This is a genomic window from Streptomyces sp. CG4 (genome assembly GCF_041080655.1).
Classification (GTDB): domain Bacteria; phylum Actinomycetota; class Actinomycetes; order Streptomycetales; family Streptomycetaceae; genus Streptomyces.
Genome location: NZ_CP163525.1, coordinates 8,442,442 through 8,459,637 on the forward strand (window position 1 = coordinate 8,442,442; position 17,196 = coordinate 8,459,637).

Consider the following 17,196-nt stretch of genomic DNA (forward strand, 5'->3'; position numbering starts at 1 on the left):
CCCTCCCACCATCACCCGGTCTGCGGGCGGCAACCAGGCTGTGCACACCCTGCGGTTGCCGGCCCCTGGTTCGCACGCGTCGTACACGGCACGATGCGGGCGTGGACCTTTCCGAACTCGCCGCGTTCCTCAAGTCCCGGCGGGCGCGGATCCGGCCGGGCGACGTCGGTCTGGCCGCCGGGCCCCGCCGCCGGGTACCCGGGCTGCGGCGGGAGGAGGTGGCTCAGCTCGCGGGCCTGTCGGCGGACTACTGCACCGAGTTGGAGCGCGGGCGCGGCACTCGGCCGTCGGCGCAGGTCCTGGCCGCCCTCGCCCGTGCGCTGCGCCTCGGCGGCGACGAGCGCGACCATCTGTTCCACCTGGCCGAGCGTCCCGTGCCCCCAGCCGCGGGCGGCCTGACCGCGCACATCACGCCGGGGCTGCTGGCGCTCCTCGACCGGCTCGCGGCGACTCCCGCGCAGATCATCACCGACCTGCACGAGACCCTCGTACAGAACGAGGCGGCCATCGCGCTCGTGGGCCGGCAGCCGACCAGGCGCGGGGCCAGGGCGAGCTTCATCCACCGCTGGTTCACCGATCCCGCCTCCCGCGCGATCTACCCCTCGGACGAACACCCGCACCAGTCCCGGGTGTTCGTCGCCGACCTGCGGGCGGTTGCTGCCCGGCGCGGCCGTGATGCCGAAGTGGACGGTCTTGTGGGCGTGTTGCGGCGGCACAGCGAGGAGTTCGCGGCGCTGTGGGACACCCGTGCCGATGGGGGCGCCAAGGGCGGTCGCGGCGCTGAGGCCGGCCAGGACCGTGGCGATGGCGCGTCCCCGGCGCTCAGGCGGCGCGAGCGCGGCGGCCGCAGCGACGGCGGTGGGGCTGACCAGGGCGCCGCCGAGCCCGGCGACCGCCCGTGAGGCCAGGGCCACGCCGAAGACGGGGACGAGGGCCGTCAGGAGGTTGCCCACGACGAAGATGCCGAGCCCGGTGAGGAACAGCCTGCGACGCGGCCACCGCGTGGTGGCTGCTGCCATGACGGGGCCGAGGACGGCGTAGGAGAAGGCATAGGCGGTGATCAGCCATCCTGCGGTGCCGACGCCGACACCGAGGGAGTGGGCCGCGCCCGGCAGGATCCCGGCGATCACGAAGCTGTCGGTGCCGATGGCGAACATTGCAGCGGTCAGTACGAGGAGTGATCGGTACACGTTGGAGGTTCCCCCCTGATGTAGGGGATCGGATACGGAAATGGCCCGCGGCGAGGCCGATCACATGCGGATCGGCTTGTATGAAGGGGCAGTCCGCTCAGGGGGTCACGCGATCCTTGACCCCTTCGAGCGTCGGCGATGGTCAGAAGACCTGGGCGTAGCAGCCCACGGCAACGGCTGCCGAGAGCGCTGCCAGCGCCATGGCCATGAAGGGTTTGGGTATGTGCATGCCGACCCGGCGAAGCGCACCTATGTCCCTGACGCACCTATGTCCCTGACGAAAGGGGGCTCAGCCCAGATAGAAGTCCCTGCGAGCGGCCACGAACTCCTCGATCGACTGGGCGGGGGTGCCGGTCACGCGCTGGACGCCGTCGGCTGTGCGGTCATAGCGGTTCTCCCGGTGGAGCCGGGCCATGACGGCGATGTGCCGTTCGACGTGCGGCGGCAGGCCCACCTTGGCGAGCGCCTCGGCCTCCCACTTCTCCGGGGGCACGTCCACGTAGGTCACCGGCCGTCCCAACGCGTGGGAGAACTCCCGCGCCAACTCGTTCATGTCGACCGACCGTGGCCCGGTCAGTTCGTAGACCTGCCCGATGTGCGGGGCCGGGTCGCGCAGTACGGTGGCGACCACCCTGGCGACGTCGTCCACGGCCACCGGCGAGGTGCGTCCGGTGCCGAACGGCAGCGCGATCGTGCCGTTCTCCTGGATCGTCCGCGCCGCCAGTGCGGTGAAGAGGGGATTGTCCAGGAACGATGTCGGCCGGATGTGCACCACCGGCAGGCCCGACCAGTCGAAGACCTGCTCGGCCAGCCAGTGCAGCCGCTGCTGGTGCGACTCCGAGGTGCTGGTGGCGGTCATCTGCGACACCGTCATCTGCGACAGGTCGACCAGTGCGTCCAGCTGTCCGTACTCCCGCGCGACGGAGGCCACCACGGCGGCCGCCAGCAGGTGGTCCGGCGACACGGGCATCGCGAAGTACATCCGTGACACACCCTGCAGCGCGGCCGCGACGGTCTCGGGCCGGGTCAGATCGCCGATGACGACCTCCGCGCCGAGCCTGCGCAACTCGGCGGCTCGCTCGTCCTCGCTGCGAACCATGAAGCGCACCGGCACGTCCTGCGCGCGCAGATACTCGAAGACGCTGCGGCCTACGCCGCCGGCGCCGGGAATGAGAACGAGATTGCTGGTAACCATCAGTTTGTTTTCCTTAATGACTCATCGAGAACATGGCTGTCGCAGCGCCGCAGCAGGGCCGCTGAGGGCTCGGGGAGAGCCGCCTACTTGGTCGTGCCCCAGAGCTGGCCGGCGGGCACGTGGTAGGGCGAGCCCGTGAGCTTGGTGACCCGGATCTGCATGGGTGCCGTGGTCTGGTGGCGGCTGCGCGTGGAGCCGCTGTGGGTGGCGGTCATGGCGTAGGGGTGGGTGAAGTTGGTGGTCGAGCCGCTGACCAGGGGGAAGTGTCCCTGGGGGGCGGTGGAGGGTGAGTCCGCGGTGTTGATGATCCAGACAGTCTTGGCGGAGGTGCCGCACTTCTGCAGGGTGAGGCCCTCGTTCTGGTACGCGGTGTCGGCCAGGCCCGCGCACAGGCCGGTGCGCTTGCCGTGCGGCACGTACTCGACCTCCACCGCGGTCAGGTTGCCGTAGTGCCTGTTCACCTCGGCGGACACCAAGCCGTCCTTGTAGAAGTCGGTGACCAGGCCCTTGCGGTGGCCGACTATGTCCCCGGCCGGGTCCGTGTTGCTGACGGGGTACATCGCGGTGGGCCGGCCGACCCTGGCTGCTCCCTGGTACACGGTCTCGACCAGATTGGGCTGCTCGGAGGTGCCGAACTCGGTGCTGTAGATCTTGATGCAGCTGTCGCCGCACTCCGGGGTGGCCGCACTCGCGGACAGCGTTCCCGCCACACCGAGGCCACCCACCATGGTGACCATCGCCGCCGCAGTGAGCACCTTGTTGGTGAGCACCTTGTTCTCGACAGACATAGAAGATTCCTTCGCTGGTACCGCAGTCGCGCTCTGCGCGCTGCTCTGCTGGACAGGGCTCAAGCCGCTGGATAGGGCGCAACCGACACACTGCTCCCGGACGCCCGCGCAGCTCCCGCTGCGCCGCACCAGTTACCGCCCTCTCGCTCCCCAGCGGACGGCCGCCTGGTCGGGATGCGCGCGTGGAGCATGCATCCTCGCGGGAAGGAGGAGGCCCCATCGACACTTAGGAGCATATGCTCGTATCTGGGACGTGGCAAGTGCTGATACCGCATGCACCCTCCGGCACGCCGGCACACACTGCATTGCCTTGAGACCGGGAGGCGGTTGCGGCTCAGTGCGGGTGGTCGTGGCCGTCGGAGTGGTCGTGGCCTGCGGGGCGTTGCGCCAGAGCTCGGGTGCGCGTGGTGACCTCATCCGGGGAAACGGCGCACAGGCCGGCGAGGACGTCCTCCAGGGCGGCCAGCCACAGCTGGTAGTAGCTGTACGGCTCACCTGGGGCTGCCGAGGTTTCCCAGGCCGCGATCCGGGCGATCAGTGCGGCCTGGAATTCCGGCCAGGTGAACACGCCTGCCTCGTACAGGCTGACGGCCATGCCGAAGGCGCGGCTCTCCCACGGCTCGGCGAAGACGAGCTCCCCGTTGGAGCGGGGCGGTGCGGCCGGGCCCTCGATGTCCAGCGGCGCGCTCACGGTGCCGCCACCTTCGCCACGCCCACCATCGCGTCCCGCGTCACCAGCGGCACGAGCTCCTGCTCGGTCAGGTGCTCGGTGCCGGCCGGACGCTCGGGCAGGACCAGCCACCGCACCTCGCTGGTGGAGTCGCGGACGGTGATCTGCACGTCGTCGACCAGGTCGAGCCCCATCTCCGACAGCACCGCGCGGGGCTCCTTCACCACGCGCGCGCGGTAGGCCGGGTCCTTGTACCAGCCCGGCGGCAGGCCCAGCACCGGCCAGGGGTAGCACGAGCACAGCGTGCACACCACTACGTTGTGCATGGTGGGGGAGTTCTCCACGACGACGATGTGCTCGCCTTGAAACCCTCCGAAGCCCATTTCCTTGATGGCGGCCGTGCCGTCCTCGAGCAGCCGGCGACGGTACTCCGGGTCGGTCCAGGCCCTGGCAACGACCTTGGCGCCGTTGAGCGGACCGACGTTGGTCTCGTAGGTGGTGATGATTCCGTCGATCATCTTCGGGTCGATCAGGCCCCGCTCGGTGAGCAGTTGCTCAAGCGCCTCGGTGCGCAGGGCTGGGGGAAGGGTCTCGTCCGGTCCGCTGGTGGTGGTCATGAGGTCGCATCCAGGTAACTCTCGAAAAGCTCTACGGTGAGGTCGAAGGACTCGGCGTCGGCGCCCCACAGCTCGTGGGAGTCGAACCGCACCGAATAGACGTACTGCGGGTTCTCGCCCAGGAAGTGGGCGTTGGTGTCCGGCAGCACGCCGGCGGGCTGAACCATGTCGACAACGCCGATATGCCCTCGCACATAGCGCGGCAGCCTGGTGTGTCCGGCTGGCGACATGTCCTTCGCGCGCACGTGCTCACCGTCGCCGAACGCGGGCGCAGTGTCTACGGAGCGCAGCGTGCCCTCGGCGGCGGGCGTGTAGTCGGGCTTGGCCGGCGCCGGGATCGGGGGCTCCTCCACGTGCTCGCCGCGGAGGTTGCGGGCGCGGGCGTCGACCGCACCAGGCGCCAGGATGGCGCTGTCGAGGAGTCTCAGCTCTCCGGCGTTGAGCCAGCGACCGTAGTAGCCCTCCTCGAGGTAGGCGGCCCGGTCCAGGCGCTCCAGCGCGTGCCGGAAGGAGTCGAGATTCCCTCCGGACACCCGATTGGACAAGATTGCCAGAGCGAAGGCCCGGCCCTGCCAGGGCTCCGCGAAGACGGGTTCGTTCTTTTTCGGTGGCTGCACGGGACCCCAGCCAGGGGTTCCTCCCATGTCGGCAATACCATCCATGACATCACCTCTCACGTGTCCGTGATGACGGATACGCGTGTTACTGACTTTATGCTGATGGCGCCTTCGGCGTCTTGGCCGGGCCGGGCCCGAACGCGCCATTGCGGCACGTGCGACACCGTTCGGCGGATGCGCCGATTCGCCGGCGGCCGGGGGTGTCGGTGTCTGAACCATGAGCTCCGCAAGCATTACGAGCATATGCACGTATTCGCAGAGTGGCAAGCCCGGGCGCTTCGGCCCAGCGGTCCGGTCACCCAGGGCGGCGCAACTCACACTGAAGGCGGCTGGAAGGTGGCGTCACGGTTGCCGCCGATGCGCTGACGCGTATCCGCAGGTGCGACCCCTTGGCTCGACGGGGGTTGTGCCCGTAGGCGCGAACTGAGTGCCCCTTCACATCTGCGAGCACATGCTCCTATCATGGGCGTGCACGCTCTGGAGGACAAAGATGACCGCGGCACCGACCCACCTGAACGACCCCTGCAACAACCTGGCGCTTCGCAAGGCGTCCCGGTACCTCAGTGCCACCTACGACAAGGCCCTGTCCCCGGTCGGACTTCGCGCAACCCAGTTCAGCATCCTGCAGAAGCTCAGCACTCACGACGAGATGACGATAACCAGCCTCGCCGACACGATCGCCATGGACCGCACGACGTTGGCCTCGAACCTCAAGCCGCTCGCGCGGGAGGGCCTGGTGACCGTCGAGCCATCGGCAACCGACCGCCGCGCACGGATCGTCACGCTCACACCTGACGGCCTCGCCCGAATGAAGGCCGCGCTGCCACTGTGGCAAGCCGTGCAAGCCCAGTTCGAAGAGCGCTTCGGAGCCGACGAGGCGGCCCAACTGCGCACATCCCTCGGAGCCGTCCTCCAGACCGGCTTCGAACCCTGGGCCGAGTAGGTTCGGAACGCCATCGAGGCCGATCGCAGCCATCCGGACGCGCCACCGGACCGCCGCTCGTCCGACACGAGCGGTGTTCACTATGCCCACCTGTTGCGACCACCGGAGACAGGTGGAAACAGACGCAAGCGCTACGGTGAGTGATGATAGTTGGTAGGTGTCATCGACCCGCAGCCAGCCAGCCAGCCAGCCAGACCGAGCACGTTCTCGTCTCCCACCCAGCACCGTGATGCGGGGCGGTGTGTCAGTCGCTGTCGTGTGGAGGCGCCGTCGCGCCGCGTGTGGCCGCGGACTGCGCGCGGCTGCTGTGGCGAGAGACGGGCTGTGACCCGGACGATCCAGCGACGTGGACGCAACCCGCGCACGGGGTGGCCGGCATGGCGCAGGGGCCGTTCGCCGCCGCACCCAACTCCCCGTCCCTGCAGCGCGCGTACGACCTGCTCGTCGGCGTGGGACGCTGGGAGCCGCGCTACTCGCTGGGCACGTTCCCGCTGCGCTTCCCGCACGAGGAGGAGCCGGACGACGCGGGCTGGCACATCGAGGGGAGACACCCTGACCCGGATCCGGGTCGGCTCGCACCTCGACGTGCCGAAGTGCTGGAGAAGTACGGTGAGGACGGGGCGAGCGGGCTGACCCTTGCGCCCGACCTGGTGGCGGCGTCCGACCACCGGCCACTCGCCCTCGCCACCGGGTCCCCGGGCGACGTCTTCCTATGCCATCCGTTCCCTGTGCACGCGGCGCAACCGCACCATGGCGTACGGCCGCGGTTCATGGCCCAGCCGCCGCTGATGCCGGCTCCACCGTACGAACCGGAGCGGGCCGACGGCGCGCACTCACCCGTGGAGATCGCGATCCGTCGGGGCCTGGGACAGGACACCCCCGGTCCGGACGGGGACGGCACCGACTGCAGCGCCGGGTAGACATGATTCATCCGCTCCTGGAACTGGGCGGAGCACCAGTGCCCGGCAGCGGCATGTCAGGCAGCGCCGCGCCAAGTCTGTCGGCGACGGCACGAGCGGAGGAGTTGGCATCCGGAGATGACGGGCGTGTCACCGTGGGGAACCTTGAGCGGGCGCATGGGAGAGTTCATTCGTGATCTCGACGCTCTTCTCGCTGCCTGAGGGCGAGAAGTGACTGCCTTCGTCAGTGGGCGCCGACGCGGGTTCCGTCAGGGGCGTAGACATAGCCGTCGCTGCTGAACCAGCAGTCGGCGATGCCGTCGTAGCTTCCGGAGTAGCCGCCGCTGCCGAAGCGGACGTCAGGGTCGGGCGCTGCCGGGTCTTCGGCGACCGGGGTGAGAGCCGCGGAATCGCTGTCGTCCGTGAACGGGTCGTCCGCGTACGGACTTTCCCACGACTCGGGGTCAGAGGACCACTGGTCGGTCGGGTTCCATGGATCCGGCTCGAAGGTCACAGCAGGTCTCCTTCATCGTTCGGTGCTGCACGGTGGGGCTTGGGGAACAGGCCGTCGAGCCTTGCCTCGGGAACGCTGTGGTCGGTGCGGGCCGACGGCGAGGAGGGTTCGGCGCCCTGGCTGGTGTGCGCGGCGCCCGACCGGGCTTCGTGCCACCGCAGGGCCTCGGCCGCTCCTGCGGTGGCGCCTCTGGCCACCCCCACGGCGGCGCCGACGACCGCGCCGACGGCGGCACCGACGACGGTTCCGACGAAACGGGCCTTGGCTCTCCTGGCCGGCAGCCCGCTGTTGGCGGAGCGGGAGGTCATAGGAGGTCCTCCTCATCACGGTGCACCGGATTGCGGCGGCCGAACAGGGAGCGGTTGAGGGTGGGGGACGCCGGGGATCCTTCGGGCTCGGGGAGTTCGGGGAGTTCGGGGAGTTCGGCGCGAGCGGCTCGCGGATCGGGTTCACGCCGCGAAGTTCTGCGAGCCTCGCTCCTGATGACATCCCATCCGATTTGGGCGATTCTCCCTCCCTGCTCCCCGCCTCGTCGCCCACCGATCGCCGTGCCCACAGCGCCGCCGAGGGCAGCGCCGATCACCGCACCTGCGAGAGCCAGCGAAATGTACTGCGGGGTCTGGTCGAGCTGGGAAGCCAACAGGGCTCCCGCTCCCGCTCCCGAGAAGCCTCCTGCTCCGGCCAGCTTCGTCAGGACCGGCCGCCTTGGCGAGGGTTCTTCGTCGTGCCCTGTGTCGGGTTCCAGGACGAGGGCGGTGTCAGGATCCGAGAAGGTGTCGCGCGGCGAGGCCGATGGCATGGCCGACGAGGTGCTGACGTCCCTGACGTCCGATGCGGGCACACTACGGGGTTCCACGACGTCCTCGGCGCTGATGTGCGTGGCGAGGGTGAGATCGGCCATGGTGTGCCTGGCCCAGCCGGTGATCAGGGTGCAGGGGCGGCTGTCGGCCGCCGAGGACAGCCACAGGTCGTCCATTGCCGTCCCGGCCGGGTACAGCCATACGTGCCCGTCGAGCGCCGGGTGTTCGAGCGGTGGCACGTCCTTGGGGCCGGTGTCCCCCCAGAGGGGAGGCTGGTAGGGGCTGGGCCGGGGATCGCGCAGCAGGTGCCCGTCCGGAGCGGCCCACACGTCGTCGAGCCAGTGTGCCAGGACGGGCGCGGCCCAGCGTCGCAGGTTGCTTTCGAGTTGTGCGCGTGCAGGGACGTGCCCGGGCTCGGATTCGGACAGCCAGCCGATCATGATCGGTATGGGTCGGTTCACGTGGTCGCGGATGTTGATGTCGCGCAGGTCGCCGGCCATGCAGGCGGCTCCGACGAACACCCGGCCGTCCTCGGTACGGTGCAGGACGTAGCGGGCGCCGTGGTCGAGATCGTGCTGGATGCTGCGACCGAGGACCGCCGCCCACAGCGAGCGGACGAGAGCGCGGGAGCCCGGAGGTTCGGCACGCCACCAGCTGTCGGCGCGCAGGGTACGGCTGACCAGTACGTCGGCCCACGCTTCGGTGGAGGCGGGTGGCTGGGCGGGAAGGTCAGGCATCGGAGGTCTCCGTGGTGCCGGGGTCGGCCAGGTCCATGTTGACGACCACACCGTCCTGCAGGATCGGTACCCGGTCCAGAAGCCTGGCCAGCTCCTCGGTCCGCTGGTCGATGTCCGCCAGGTCAGCTTTGGCGGCCCGGATCTGGCTCTTGAACTGGGCGATGTTCTGGTCGGCCTGCGCGAGTTCCGCCTTGACGCGGGCGAACTTGAAGAGCTTCTGGTCGAGTTGGTCCTTCACCCGGGAGACGGCGGTAAGCCGCCCTTGGAGCTGGGCGAGCTGGGCGGTGACGGTGTTCCTGTCGGCCTGGAGGTGGTGCAGGAGGGTGAAGGCGATGGGAAGGTGCAGGTTCTTGGGATCGGCCTCCCCGTGGTCCTTGTCGATGCGCCCGATGCGGACAGGGCAGACGAGGGCGGAGATGCCTGTGCTGAAGACGAGCGGCATCAGCTGTTCCAGGTCGTCGATGAGGTCCCGCCACTCCTCGGACGTGGGGATTCCGGAGGAGAACCGGGGGCGCAGTTTGTCGGACTTGGTGAGCAGGAACACCACCGATGGTGCGGGCCGCCCCTCCTGCCGGGCTTGCGCGATGGCCCGGTCAAGGGGGTCGGCGAGCTGGTTGAGCTGCAATTTCCGGGTGACGATGCCCCGGTTCTTGCTGGTGATGGGAGCGGTCAGGTAACTGCTGTCCAGCACGAGGTAGATGCTGGAGGAGCGGCTCAGATGCTGGAGCATCGCCGCCACCTCGTCCTGGGCCTCATCCAGCTCGGTGAACACGCCGCCGCGATAGTCCATGATGTCGAAGTCGAGCCACGGCTCGATCCCCAGCTTGAACGTGAACGGGTACGTGACGGCGACGCCCCGGGCCGTGATGGGCGGGAGCTTGCCGGTGTCGGCGAACTCGTCCCAGAGGCCGAGCAGTTCGAGTCCCAGTCGGCGATCGCGGCAGTGCAGCGAGCAGCCGCTGATCATTCCGCCGGCGAGTGTGGCGTACATGCCGATCTGGAAGGTGGACTTCCCCGATCCTGTCGCGCCTGCCAGGAACACCCCTTTGCGGGGAACCTCTGCCATGTCACCGGCCTCCTTCGCCACGGTCGCTGGGCATCGGGTCCGCGCCGAGTGGGATCATGGACGACGCCCTGAGGAGCTGCTCGGCGCGGGCTTTCCATTCGGGGGTGGCCGTGCCGGTCTTCGGCGCGGTTACGGTGTCCGTCGGGCCCTGAGGTCGGTTCTCGCTGTCGGGGTTCGCCGGGAGGCCGCCGACCGCGCCGCCCAGGGTCGCACCGATCACCGCACCGACAACCATGCCGGTGGGACCCCACCGGGCGCCGGCCCTTGCTCCGGAGACGGCGGCTGGCACTGCCGATCGGCTGTTGAACGCCGTTCTCGTGTGTGCCGGTGGCGGGGTCTCGGAGGCGGTGCGGGTTGAGCCGTGCAGCAGGGACCACAAGAGAGGCGCGGCGTGGTCCTGGCCGGAGGCTCCGGGGCGGATGTGGATCACGGCGGCGGATACGTGGTTCATGGCGGCGGTGTAGTCGAGCAGTTCCCGGACGGCCGGTGGGAGGTCGGCCGATACTCCCGGAAGGGCCGGTCGGAGGTCGTCCGGTGCTCCCGGAAGGGCCGGGTCGTGGGTGAAGGCGAAGGCGACCGACAGCGGGGCAGTGCGTTCGGTGAGGGTCTTGTGCAGTCGCAGGGTCAGGCCGGTGAGTCCGGGCGTGCCGTCCTGGTCGGCGAGTTGCCGGGCGGGCAGGCAGATGATGAGCGCGCCGCAGGTGGCGAAGGCCCGGTCCAAGGACCGCGTCCTGTCGGTTTCGGTGCCCGTCGGGGGCAAGGCGTCCGGCGGGAGATGCACGAGGGTGACCTGACGGATCTCTTCGGCCCGGTGACTGGCCCGCATCCGGTAGCGGTCGGGAGGAATCCGGCAGGGGGCCGTGGGGGCTTGCTGCAGGCGTCGCCAAGCGGTGTGCAGTTGTTCGTGCTCGGCACCTTGGACGGCCCGGACGCCGATTCCGGCCAGCCCGCGGCACAACGTCCCATAGGCGGCGGCCAGATGGCCGCTGGTGTCCGCGCCGGGGATGCCGAACAGGACGGCGTCCAGATGGGGAGCGGTGAGGGTGTCCATGAGGGTTCTCCCTCCGGGTCGGAGATTCACAGCAGGTCGTCGTCGCGCGAGGCTTCGATGCCGGGCTGGTCGGGCATGGTCTGCAGGGCGTGTCGCAGCGTTGCCGCCGCGTCGCGGGTGTCGGGCAGTTCGCTGAGGATCGCGGTGGCCAGGCGCAGGTGGTGGCGGGCGGCGCTGCCGTGGACGGCTTCTCGCGCGAGTTCGTCGGTGGTCGCGTCCAGCGGGACCGTGCGGTGGCCGGCCAGGATGTTCAGGGCCAGGCAGGTCTCCAGTTCGGCCGCCGCCTCGTCGCCGGAGCGCAGGTAGCGGCGAGCCCGGTGCAGCAGGTGGTACGCCGGGTCGGCCAGCTGCCACAGAGGGAGCGTCTGGTCGACGGGCCAGTCCTCACCGAACAGCGCCGCTGCCCGCACGGCATGATCGATCTGTTCGTCGTAGCCGGGCTTGGTCAGCAGATAGTAGGCGTCCATCGCGGCGACCGCGCAGAGCGCGATGGCACGGGCGGCTGCTTCCTGGTTGAGGCGGTCGAGCAGGATCGGGTCGCTGCCCGGCTGGGGGATCTCGAAGATCTGCGGCAGCGAGCTGGTGGCGTTGACATGGGCGACGAGTTCCGGCGTCCAGACGTGCGCGTCGAGGTAGCCCAGCTTGAGGACGTCGAAGCTGTCCTGGACCGGGGGGCTGGCGGCGGGGTCGAGGTGGCATCCGCCCAGCCAGACCGTCAGGCGTTCCCGGGTGACCTTCGAGCCGAGCACAATGGTCGGCCGACCGGCCAAGTCCCCCTCGTACAACGGACGGTTCGGCCAGGTGAAGGACCGGTCCGCCAGGACGGGGCGCAGCAGCGTCCGGGTGTGGTACTCCTGCAGTTCCATCTCGGCCCGGGCGCTGATTCCCTTCCACCGGGTACCGTCACCGTCATGGTGCGCAGCGGGTGACATCACCAGCAGAAGCGGGAGCGTTCCGGGCGTGTAGGCCAGTGCCAGGTTGCTTGCCAGCGCTCCTGGACCGGCCTCGAAGGGGTACTGGGCGTCGGCGATGCGCCGGCGCGCCACCATCAGCTCGAGCGCGGCCTTGCGGTCCATCGCCTGCAAGGAGCGTGCGAACTGCTCCTCCAGTTCCTCCGCCCGCCGGTCGGCCGCGGCGCGCGACTCCTTCATCAGGCGTTGCTGTTGCTGGTAGGCGGTGAACGCCTGGGTGCCGACCGACAGCGTCGTCATCGCGATCTTGACGGCCAGGTCGGCCTTGCTCATCTTGGTGCGGCCCGCGAGTTCGACCATGCGCACCCCGACGTCGGCCGCGATCTTCGCATGGGTCAGTTTCTCTTCGAATTCCAGCTGTTTGTTCAGGGCGGCGCTTTCGGCGGCAATCCTGGTGTCGGTGGTGCGAATGAGGGTGAGATTGCGTTTGGTGGCGTACACGCCGTCAACCACGAGCTCCTGGACGGGTTTCGGCAGGGAAGGTTTCGTGGCCATCGCCTCCGGCCTTCCGGATCGAGGGTGCTGATGCGTTGACCGTAGGCGTCCACCGGCATCGACAGACCCTGTCCTGTGGCCGCAACTCCAAGCTACGGGTGAGCTGTTACCGCAATTGCGGGATAACGCGGCCAATTGCGGATGGAAGCCTTTCCTCCGTAACGGGGCGATGAGGATACTGCCGACGTTTCACCCCCGGTGGTGAGGGAGCAGTAAGCCATATGCACGGCAACGGTCAGCGGTTGCGTGAGCTCCGTGAGCTCGCCGGCCTCACCCAGAGCGAACTCGGCAGACGCGCCAACGTCTCCGAGAGCACCATCTCCAACTTGGAAAGGGACAAGGTGAAGCCGCGCGCCGACACGGCGCTGCTGCTCGCCGGCGCCCTGGAGTTGGCAGGCGAGGAGCGCAAACGCGTACTCGCCTGGCCCTACAGCCGTACCTCGTCCATGGGACGGGACGCCTGCATCGACGGCCGCCGTTGGGGCGGCGCACCGGTGTACGTACCTCCCACGCGGCTCATCGGGCGCGACGGCGAGCTCGGCGAACTTGTCGACACGATATGCCGCGAGGACGTCCGGCTCGCCACCCTGACCGGTCCCGGAGGCGTGGGGAAGACGAGGACCGCGACCCGGGCGTTCGAACTCGCCGGGTCACGCTTCTCCGGTGGATGCCATGCCGCCGACCTGTCCGCCGTTCCCCAGGACCACGACCCGGCCCCCGCGATCGGTGCCGCCCTCTCACCCGCCACGGCCGTGCGGGAACACACCGAACTCTCCCGCATGATCGGCGCACGGCACGTCCTGTTCCTGCTCGACAATGTCGAGCAACTGCCCGGCGCGGCGCCGCTCATCGCCCACCTGCTCGCCGAGTGCCCACGCCTGACGATCCTGGCGACGAGCCGAACGCCCCTGGGTCTGCGCGGCGAACACCGGATCCGGCTCTGCATGCTCGCCGTCCCCGAGGGGAAAGAGCCGACGATCGAGCAGGTCCTGACCACCTCGTCCGGACAGTTGTTCCACTATTACGCGGGAATGCTGAGCAAGGACTGGGACCCCGGTGACGATGCGGCCGTGGACCTCGCCCGCATCTGCCGGGCCGTCGCAGGGCTCCCGCTCTCCCTCGAACTCGCCGCGGGCTGGACGGAGACACTCACCCTCAAACAGATTGCCGACCGCCTCGACACCCCCGGCCGCCACCTGGAGATACTCGCCGACTCCCACCGCGACGGGCCCGCCCGCCACAAAGCCATTACGGCGACCATCGCCGGAAGCGTCCAGCTGCTCACTCCTGGCCAACGGGACCTGCTCGTGGTCCTCGCCACTCGTCTCCCCTCCGCCTGGACCCTCGACGAGGCCCACACGGCGGCTCGCCACCACGCACCCGGCATCCACGTGATCACCGAACTGCGCCCCCTGGTCGCTCACGGCCTGGTCAACCACAGCTCGACCAACGGTCGTTACCTGATCACCAGCAGCGTCCGCGAATACGTGCGCACCGACCTCTCCGGCGACGATGCGGCAAGGGGCGGCACATGAGACGCTGCCGGCTGCGGTCAGGGCAGCCGGATCCGCGGAGTCGCACAGATCCGCGTGGCCTCGGCCAGAACAACCTGCTTTGCCGGGCCTCGCGCTGGGTGATGACCTTGCCGGTGCCGGTGCCGGTCATCGCGGCGAGAAGGTAGGCCCGGGTGCCGTCCGCGCGGCGGGCGGCTCGGACCGTCTTGCCGTCCACGGCCAGGGCGGGAACGCCGGTCGGGCGGGGCCGGTCCGGTCTGCCTCGCGGTGGGCGAACCAGGCACCGACGGCGGCGTCGAGGGCATCACAGCTACCTGAACCGGCATCGAGCCGGACAGATCCTCCGAACGACGTCGCCTTGGGGTACGGGCACGCGTACGGGCACCGTCGGCAAGGGACCGCCACCGCACGGCGCCGTCGTCCACGGGCCGCGAGCACAGGGCCTGAAGTGGGCGTCTTCGAGCGGCTGATGGGCGGGATGATCACCATGGGGGCATGCCGGGGCAGGTGGAACTGCCGCTGGTCAGCGTGGACTCCACGGTGGGCGGGGCGCTGCGAGAGTCATCGTGGTCGGGTACTGCCGCATTGGACTTTTACTACGTACTACGCAGTATCGTATAACGTAGTATCAGGAGGGGCGAAGGAGGTGCCTGATGCCGCGTCAACGGGACCGCGTTGGATGGGCCGAACCCGCGTTGCTGATCCTGGCCAGCCTGGCCGATGGCCCGAAGCACGGCTACGCGATCACCAAGGACGTCGAGGAACAGACATCCATCAGGCTGGGACCAGGCACGCTGTATGCCGCCATCGCGCGGATGGAGGAACGCGGCCTGGTCGCGCCGCTGGACGAGGACGAGCGTCGGCGGCCCTACCGCCTCACCGCGGAGGGCCAGACCGTGCTCGACGACAAACTCCGGGCGATGGCCCGCTTCGCACGCACCGGGTTGACCCGGCTGGGGGTGGCAAACGCGTGATCAACATGGCGGCCCGGGTGGCTTTGCGGTCATACCCTCCCTCGTTCCGGGAGCGCTACGGTTGCGAACTTGAAGCACTGGTCGAGGACACCGGCGCCGGCCCGAGCATCGTCGCGGACCTTCTTGTCGGCGCGCTGCGGGCATGGCTTCGCCCGGTGATGCCCGATGAGTCCGCCGAACGGCGCCGGCGCCGCATGCAGGCAAGCGTCGCCACCACCTGGGTCACCTGGTGCGCCGCACTGTATGCCCTGCCGATGCTGGACTTCATCCTGTCCGAGCAACCCTGGCCGACTCCGGACCTGGTACGCCGACTGCTCGACGTTGCGCAGTACGCCATGTTCGGCACCGGGCTCATCCTGCTGGTCGGCGCCCTCGCGCTCCTTGCGGAAACCTCCAGAACCGGCAACAGGGCCGCATGGCGCCCACTGGTGGCTCTTGCCCCGACGCTGCCCACGTGGCTGATCGCGCCGTTCCTCCTGGCGTTCGCCTCCATCGACCCGCTCTCCTATTGGGTCGCGGCCTTGGCGGTGCTTGGGCCGGTAGCGTTCCTGATCACGATGGCGGTGGCACCGGCCGTCGCCATCACCCGGTGCCGGCCATCTGCCAAGGTCTTGCGGCTGCTTGCCCTGTCCGGGGTTGCGGTGGCGTTCGCCGTGACGACGACGGGCATCGCCTGCGTCGCGGTCGTCACGGGGTTGATCATGAATGCCGGTGACGCGGCCCAGCTGGTCACGGTGCCCATGCTCGCCGTCACCGTTGCCGCTTCTGCAGCAGCCCTGGTCAGCTCTGGTCGCGGGGCCAAGGCGGCGCTCCACAGGGAACAGAGTTCCTGACCGGGCGATCGCGTCGGCGCCGGTGCACGAGAGGCAGGGCCTCTTGGCAGCTCGGGGTGCGAACCAACCCCAGCGCCAGGAGGCCATGTTGCGGCAGTTCTTCGTGCTCGCGTGCGAGGAGTCCAACTCGCGTCAAGTGGGCCGGCCTGCCCGCGGACGTGCCCCTCGCATCGGCGCGTGAGCGTCGGCGCAGACTTCGCAATCCACATACCGGACACAGAGGCCCTCGTTCCATTCAAGGACCAGCCAAGGCGCGTCACCTGTCACCAAGATCCCGGACAGCACACCTGGCCGCCGCGCCGCCGTGGCCTGCGCTTGGTCTCACGGTGCTGCTGCTCGGCACGCTCCGCCGCTGATCATGCTCGCCGCGCAGATCCTCACGCGGCTGCGACACGGCACCGTGTGGCTCCCACAAGGTGGGCTCGGCGCTCGGCGGCACCGAAAGCGGCGATCACTCCCGGCGGCCCCGCACCCTCCATGATCGTACGAGGCGCGAGCGCATCGGCACGGCAAGCCGAGATCCGCCGATGGGGCACGGACGAGTCTCCGTGGCCAGGGGCGACGTGCCCCAGTCCCGTGGCTGCTTCCCACGCTGCCGTAGATCGTTTCTCGCTGTACGCGGCGGCTGACATCGTCGAGCCGCGCCGTCGTGAGGCGAACTCGGCGTCGACGCACGGGAGTTTCGTCGGTGGGCCCGAGTTCAGCGCCGAATGGCCCATGCCGCAGCACGCTCGCGGCGCGGCCACACGGGTGGTTCTGCGCGGAGCGCCCAGGCCCGCGTTCCGCCTCGTGATGCCTTGACAGCACAGGGGAGTTGGGCCGGCCGCCGGGTCGACGCCCGTGCTCGTTGATCGTACGATGCGGCGTGCCGACGAGCGGATATCGGGCATTTGTGCTTTAACCTCTCGTCATCTTATGACGTGGCGGATCGCGTACGCGTCCGTTTCAAGGCTCGGAGAAGACATGCGCAAGACTCGCAAGACCGCTGTCGTGGCCCTCCTTCTCGGTACCGTCGGCCTCCTCGGCGCCGGCACCGCCTACGCTCACGGCCAAGGGAAAGGGCACCACGGTCGAGAGAGCACGACGACGATCATCAACCAGGGCACCTCATGCACGACGACCGAAGAGAACGAGGACGTACAGGGCGAGTCCGGGTACGAGAACGGCCGGGAGGCCAACCGGTCCAACGGCAAGGGCTCACCCGGCCCGCAGAAGACCAACGTCGGCTCAAGCCTGGGGTGCAACAACACCCTCGTCATCGGCAAGTAGATCGCACGGGTCCCGGCGCCGAGCCACCCGCCCGGCGCCGGGACCCGCCGCTG

The 17,196-nt window shown here is 69.2% G+C and carries 17 protein-coding genes and 2 pseudogenes; 7 read left to right on the forward strand and 12 right to left on the reverse strand.

Features of this window, described 5'->3' with window-relative positions; translation table 11 throughout:
• Nucleotides 1–101 precede the first annotated feature (101 nt).
• The gene (locus tag AB5L52_RS38860) at nucleotides 102–902 is read left to right on the forward strand and encodes a helix-turn-helix transcriptional regulator (RefSeq protein ID WP_369368009.1); all 801 of its coding nucleotides are present in this window, start codon (nucleotides 102–104) and stop codon (nucleotides 900–902) included.
• Here the strand turns inward: AB5L52_RS38860 and AB5L52_RS38865 are convergent.
• The 6 genes and pseudogenes from AB5L52_RS38865 to nthB form a co-directional block, all read right to left on the reverse strand.
• A pseudogene (locus tag AB5L52_RS38865) lies at nucleotides 807–1,157 on the reverse strand (MFS transporter); the annotation flags it as partial. The gene AB5L52_RS38860 and the pseudogene AB5L52_RS38865 sit on opposite strands and share 96 nt — an antisense overlap.
• A 322-nt stretch (nucleotides 1,158–1,479) precedes the next feature.
• On the reverse strand, nucleotides 1,480–2,385 hold the full coding sequence (locus tag AB5L52_RS38870) for an NAD(P)H-binding protein (RefSeq protein WP_351578547.1): 906 nt from the start codon (nucleotides 2,383–2,385) through the stop codon (nucleotides 1,480–1,482).
• Between the two features lie 83 nt (nucleotides 2,386–2,468).
• Nucleotides 2,469–3,173, reverse strand: a complete 705-nt coding sequence (locus tag AB5L52_RS38875; RefSeq protein WP_369368011.1) for a hypothetical protein — start codon at nucleotides 3,171–3,173, stop codon at nucleotides 2,469–2,471.
• 334 nt (nucleotides 3,174–3,507) lie between these two features.
• Complete coding sequence (locus AB5L52_RS38880) at nucleotides 3,508–3,864, reverse strand: nitrile hydratase accessory protein (protein WP_369368012.1); 357 nt, start codon at nucleotides 3,862–3,864, stop codon at nucleotides 3,508–3,510.
• A complete protein-coding gene (gene nthA, locus AB5L52_RS38885; RefSeq protein WP_369368013.1) occupies nucleotides 3,861–4,460 on the reverse strand; it encodes a nitrile hydratase subunit alpha in 600 nt (199 codons plus the stop codon). The genes AB5L52_RS38880 and nthA overlap by 4 nt, the downstream gene beginning before the upstream one ends.
• Complete coding sequence (nthB, locus tag AB5L52_RS38890) at nucleotides 4,457–5,122, reverse strand: nitrile hydratase subunit beta (protein WP_369368014.1); 666 nt, start codon at nucleotides 5,120–5,122, stop codon at nucleotides 4,457–4,459. Before nthB ends, nthA begins: the two co-directional genes overlap by 4 nt.
• Before the next feature lie 445 nt (nucleotides 5,123–5,567).
• Here nthB and AB5L52_RS38895 point away from each other — a divergent pair, with 445 nt between their 5' ends.
• Both AB5L52_RS38895 and AB5L52_RS38900 read left to right on the forward strand, forming a co-directional pair.
• Entirely contained in the window at nucleotides 5,568–6,020 is a 453-nt protein-coding gene (locus tag AB5L52_RS38895) for a MarR family winged helix-turn-helix transcriptional regulator (RefSeq protein ID WP_351019199.1), read from the forward strand.
• A 239-nt stretch (nucleotides 6,021–6,259) separates the two neighbouring features.
• A pseudogene (locus AB5L52_RS38900) lies at nucleotides 6,260–6,940 on the forward strand (phytanoyl-CoA dioxygenase).
• 223 nt (nucleotides 6,941–7,163) lie between these two features.
• Here the strand turns inward: AB5L52_RS38900 and AB5L52_RS38905 are convergent.
• The 6 genes from AB5L52_RS38905 to AB5L52_RS38930 are packed head-to-tail and all read right to left on the reverse strand — an operon-like array spanning nucleotide 7,164 to nucleotide 12,553.
• Nucleotides 7,164–7,433, reverse strand: a complete 270-nt coding sequence (locus AB5L52_RS38905; protein WP_351580543.1) for a hypothetical protein — start codon at nucleotides 7,431–7,433, stop codon at nucleotides 7,164–7,166.
• Nucleotides 7,430–7,741 (reverse strand): hypothetical protein, encoded by a 312-nt coding sequence (locus AB5L52_RS38910; RefSeq protein WP_351580540.1) that lies wholly within the window; start codon nucleotides 7,739–7,741, stop codon nucleotides 7,430–7,432. The genes AB5L52_RS38905 and AB5L52_RS38910 overlap by 4 nt, the downstream gene beginning before the upstream one ends.
• Complete coding sequence (locus tag AB5L52_RS38915; protein WP_369368016.1) at nucleotides 7,738–8,970, reverse strand: hypothetical protein; 1,233 nt, start codon at nucleotides 8,968–8,970, stop codon at nucleotides 7,738–7,740. The genes AB5L52_RS38910 and AB5L52_RS38915 overlap by 4 nt, the downstream gene beginning before the upstream one ends.
• Complete coding sequence (locus AB5L52_RS38920; protein WP_369368017.1) at nucleotides 8,963–10,036, reverse strand: hypothetical protein; 1,074 nt, start codon at nucleotides 10,034–10,036, stop codon at nucleotides 8,963–8,965. Before AB5L52_RS38920 ends, AB5L52_RS38915 begins: the two co-directional genes overlap by 8 nt.
• Nucleotide 10,037: 1 nt before the next feature.
• Nucleotides 10,038–11,087 carry a hypothetical protein gene (locus tag AB5L52_RS38925; RefSeq protein WP_369368018.1) on the reverse strand — a complete coding sequence of 350 codons (1,050 nt, stop codon included), beginning with the start codon at nucleotides 11,085–11,087 and terminating at the stop codon, nucleotides 10,038–10,040.
• A gap of 26 nt (nucleotides 11,088–11,113) precedes the next feature.
• On the reverse strand, nucleotides 11,114–12,553 hold the full coding sequence (locus AB5L52_RS38930) for a hypothetical protein (protein ID WP_369368019.1): 1,440 nt from the start codon (nucleotides 12,551–12,553) through the stop codon (nucleotides 11,114–11,116).
• 221 nt (nucleotides 12,554–12,774) lie between these two features.
• On the opposite strand from AB5L52_RS38930, the gene AB5L52_RS38935 reads away from it, so the two are divergent.
• From AB5L52_RS38935 to AB5L52_RS38950, 4 genes are all read left to right on the forward strand, one after another.
• Complete coding sequence (locus AB5L52_RS38935; protein WP_369368020.1) at nucleotides 12,775–14,088, forward strand: helix-turn-helix domain-containing protein; 1,314 nt, start codon at nucleotides 12,775–12,777, stop codon at nucleotides 14,086–14,088.
• Nucleotides 14,089–14,720: 632 nt separating this feature from the next.
• Entirely contained in the window at nucleotides 14,721–15,041 is a 321-nt protein-coding gene (locus AB5L52_RS38940) for a PadR family transcriptional regulator (RefSeq protein WP_369368021.1), read from the forward strand.
• Nucleotides 15,038–15,874, forward strand: a complete 837-nt coding sequence (locus tag AB5L52_RS38945) for a hypothetical protein (protein ID WP_369368022.1) — start codon at nucleotides 15,038–15,040, stop codon at nucleotides 15,872–15,874. The genes AB5L52_RS38940 and AB5L52_RS38945 overlap by 4 nt, the downstream gene beginning before the upstream one ends.
• Before the next feature lie 963 nt (nucleotides 15,875–16,837).
• Nucleotides 16,838–17,143, forward strand: a complete 306-nt coding sequence (locus tag AB5L52_RS38950) for a hypothetical protein (RefSeq protein ID WP_351019171.1) — start codon at nucleotides 16,838–16,840, stop codon at nucleotides 17,141–17,143.
• The last annotated feature ends 53 nt before the right edge of the window (nucleotides 17,144–17,196 follow it).

Bases quoted from the DNA above. Each gene is read 5' to 3' on its own strand.
- AB5L52_RS38940 (WP_369368021.1), top strand. From the start codon at position 14,721: ATGCCGCGTCAACGGGACCGCGTTGGATGGGCCGAACCCGCGTTGCTG.
- AB5L52_RS38930 (WP_369368019.1), bottom strand. From the start codon at position 12,553: ATGGCCACGAAACCTTCCCTGCCGAAACCCGTCCAGGAGCTCGTGGTT.
- AB5L52_RS38910 (WP_351580540.1), bottom strand. From the start codon at position 7,741: ATGACCTCCCGCTCCGCCAACAGCGGGCTGCCGGCCAGGAGAGCCAAG.
- AB5L52_RS38935 (WP_369368020.1), top strand. From the start codon at position 12,775: ATGCACGGCAACGGTCAGCGGTTGCGTGAGCTCCGTGAGCTCGCCGGC.
- AB5L52_RS38915 (WP_369368016.1), bottom strand. From the start codon at position 8,970: ATGCCTGACCTTCCCGCCCAGCCACCCGCCTCCACCGAAGCGTGGGCC.
- AB5L52_RS38870 (WP_351578547.1), bottom strand. From the start codon at position 2,385: ATGGTTACCAGCAATCTCGTTCTCATTCCCGGCGCCGGCGGCGTAGGC.
- AB5L52_RS38895 (WP_351019199.1), top strand. From the start codon at position 5,568: ATGACCGCGGCACCGACCCACCTGAACGACCCCTGCAACAACCTGGCG.
- nthB (WP_369368014.1), bottom strand. From the start codon at position 5,122: ATGGATGGTATTGCCGACATGGGAGGAACCCCTGGCTGGGGTCCCGTG.
- nthA (WP_369368013.1), bottom strand. From the start codon at position 4,460: ATGACCACCACCAGCGGACCGGACGAGACCCTTCCCCCAGCCCTGCGC.
- AB5L52_RS38925 (WP_369368018.1), bottom strand. From the start codon at position 11,087: ATGGACACCCTCACCGCTCCCCATCTGGACGCCGTCCTGTTCGGCATC.
- AB5L52_RS38875 (WP_369368011.1), bottom strand. From the start codon at position 3,173: ATGTCTGTCGAGAACAAGGTGCTCACCAACAAGGTGCTCACTGCGGCG.
- AB5L52_RS38920 (WP_369368017.1), bottom strand. From the start codon at position 10,036: ATGGCAGAGGTTCCCCGCAAAGGGGTGTTCCTGGCAGGCGCGACAGGA.
- AB5L52_RS38950 (WP_351019171.1), top strand. From the start codon at position 16,838: ATGCGCAAGACTCGCAAGACCGCTGTCGTGGCCCTCCTTCTCGGTACC.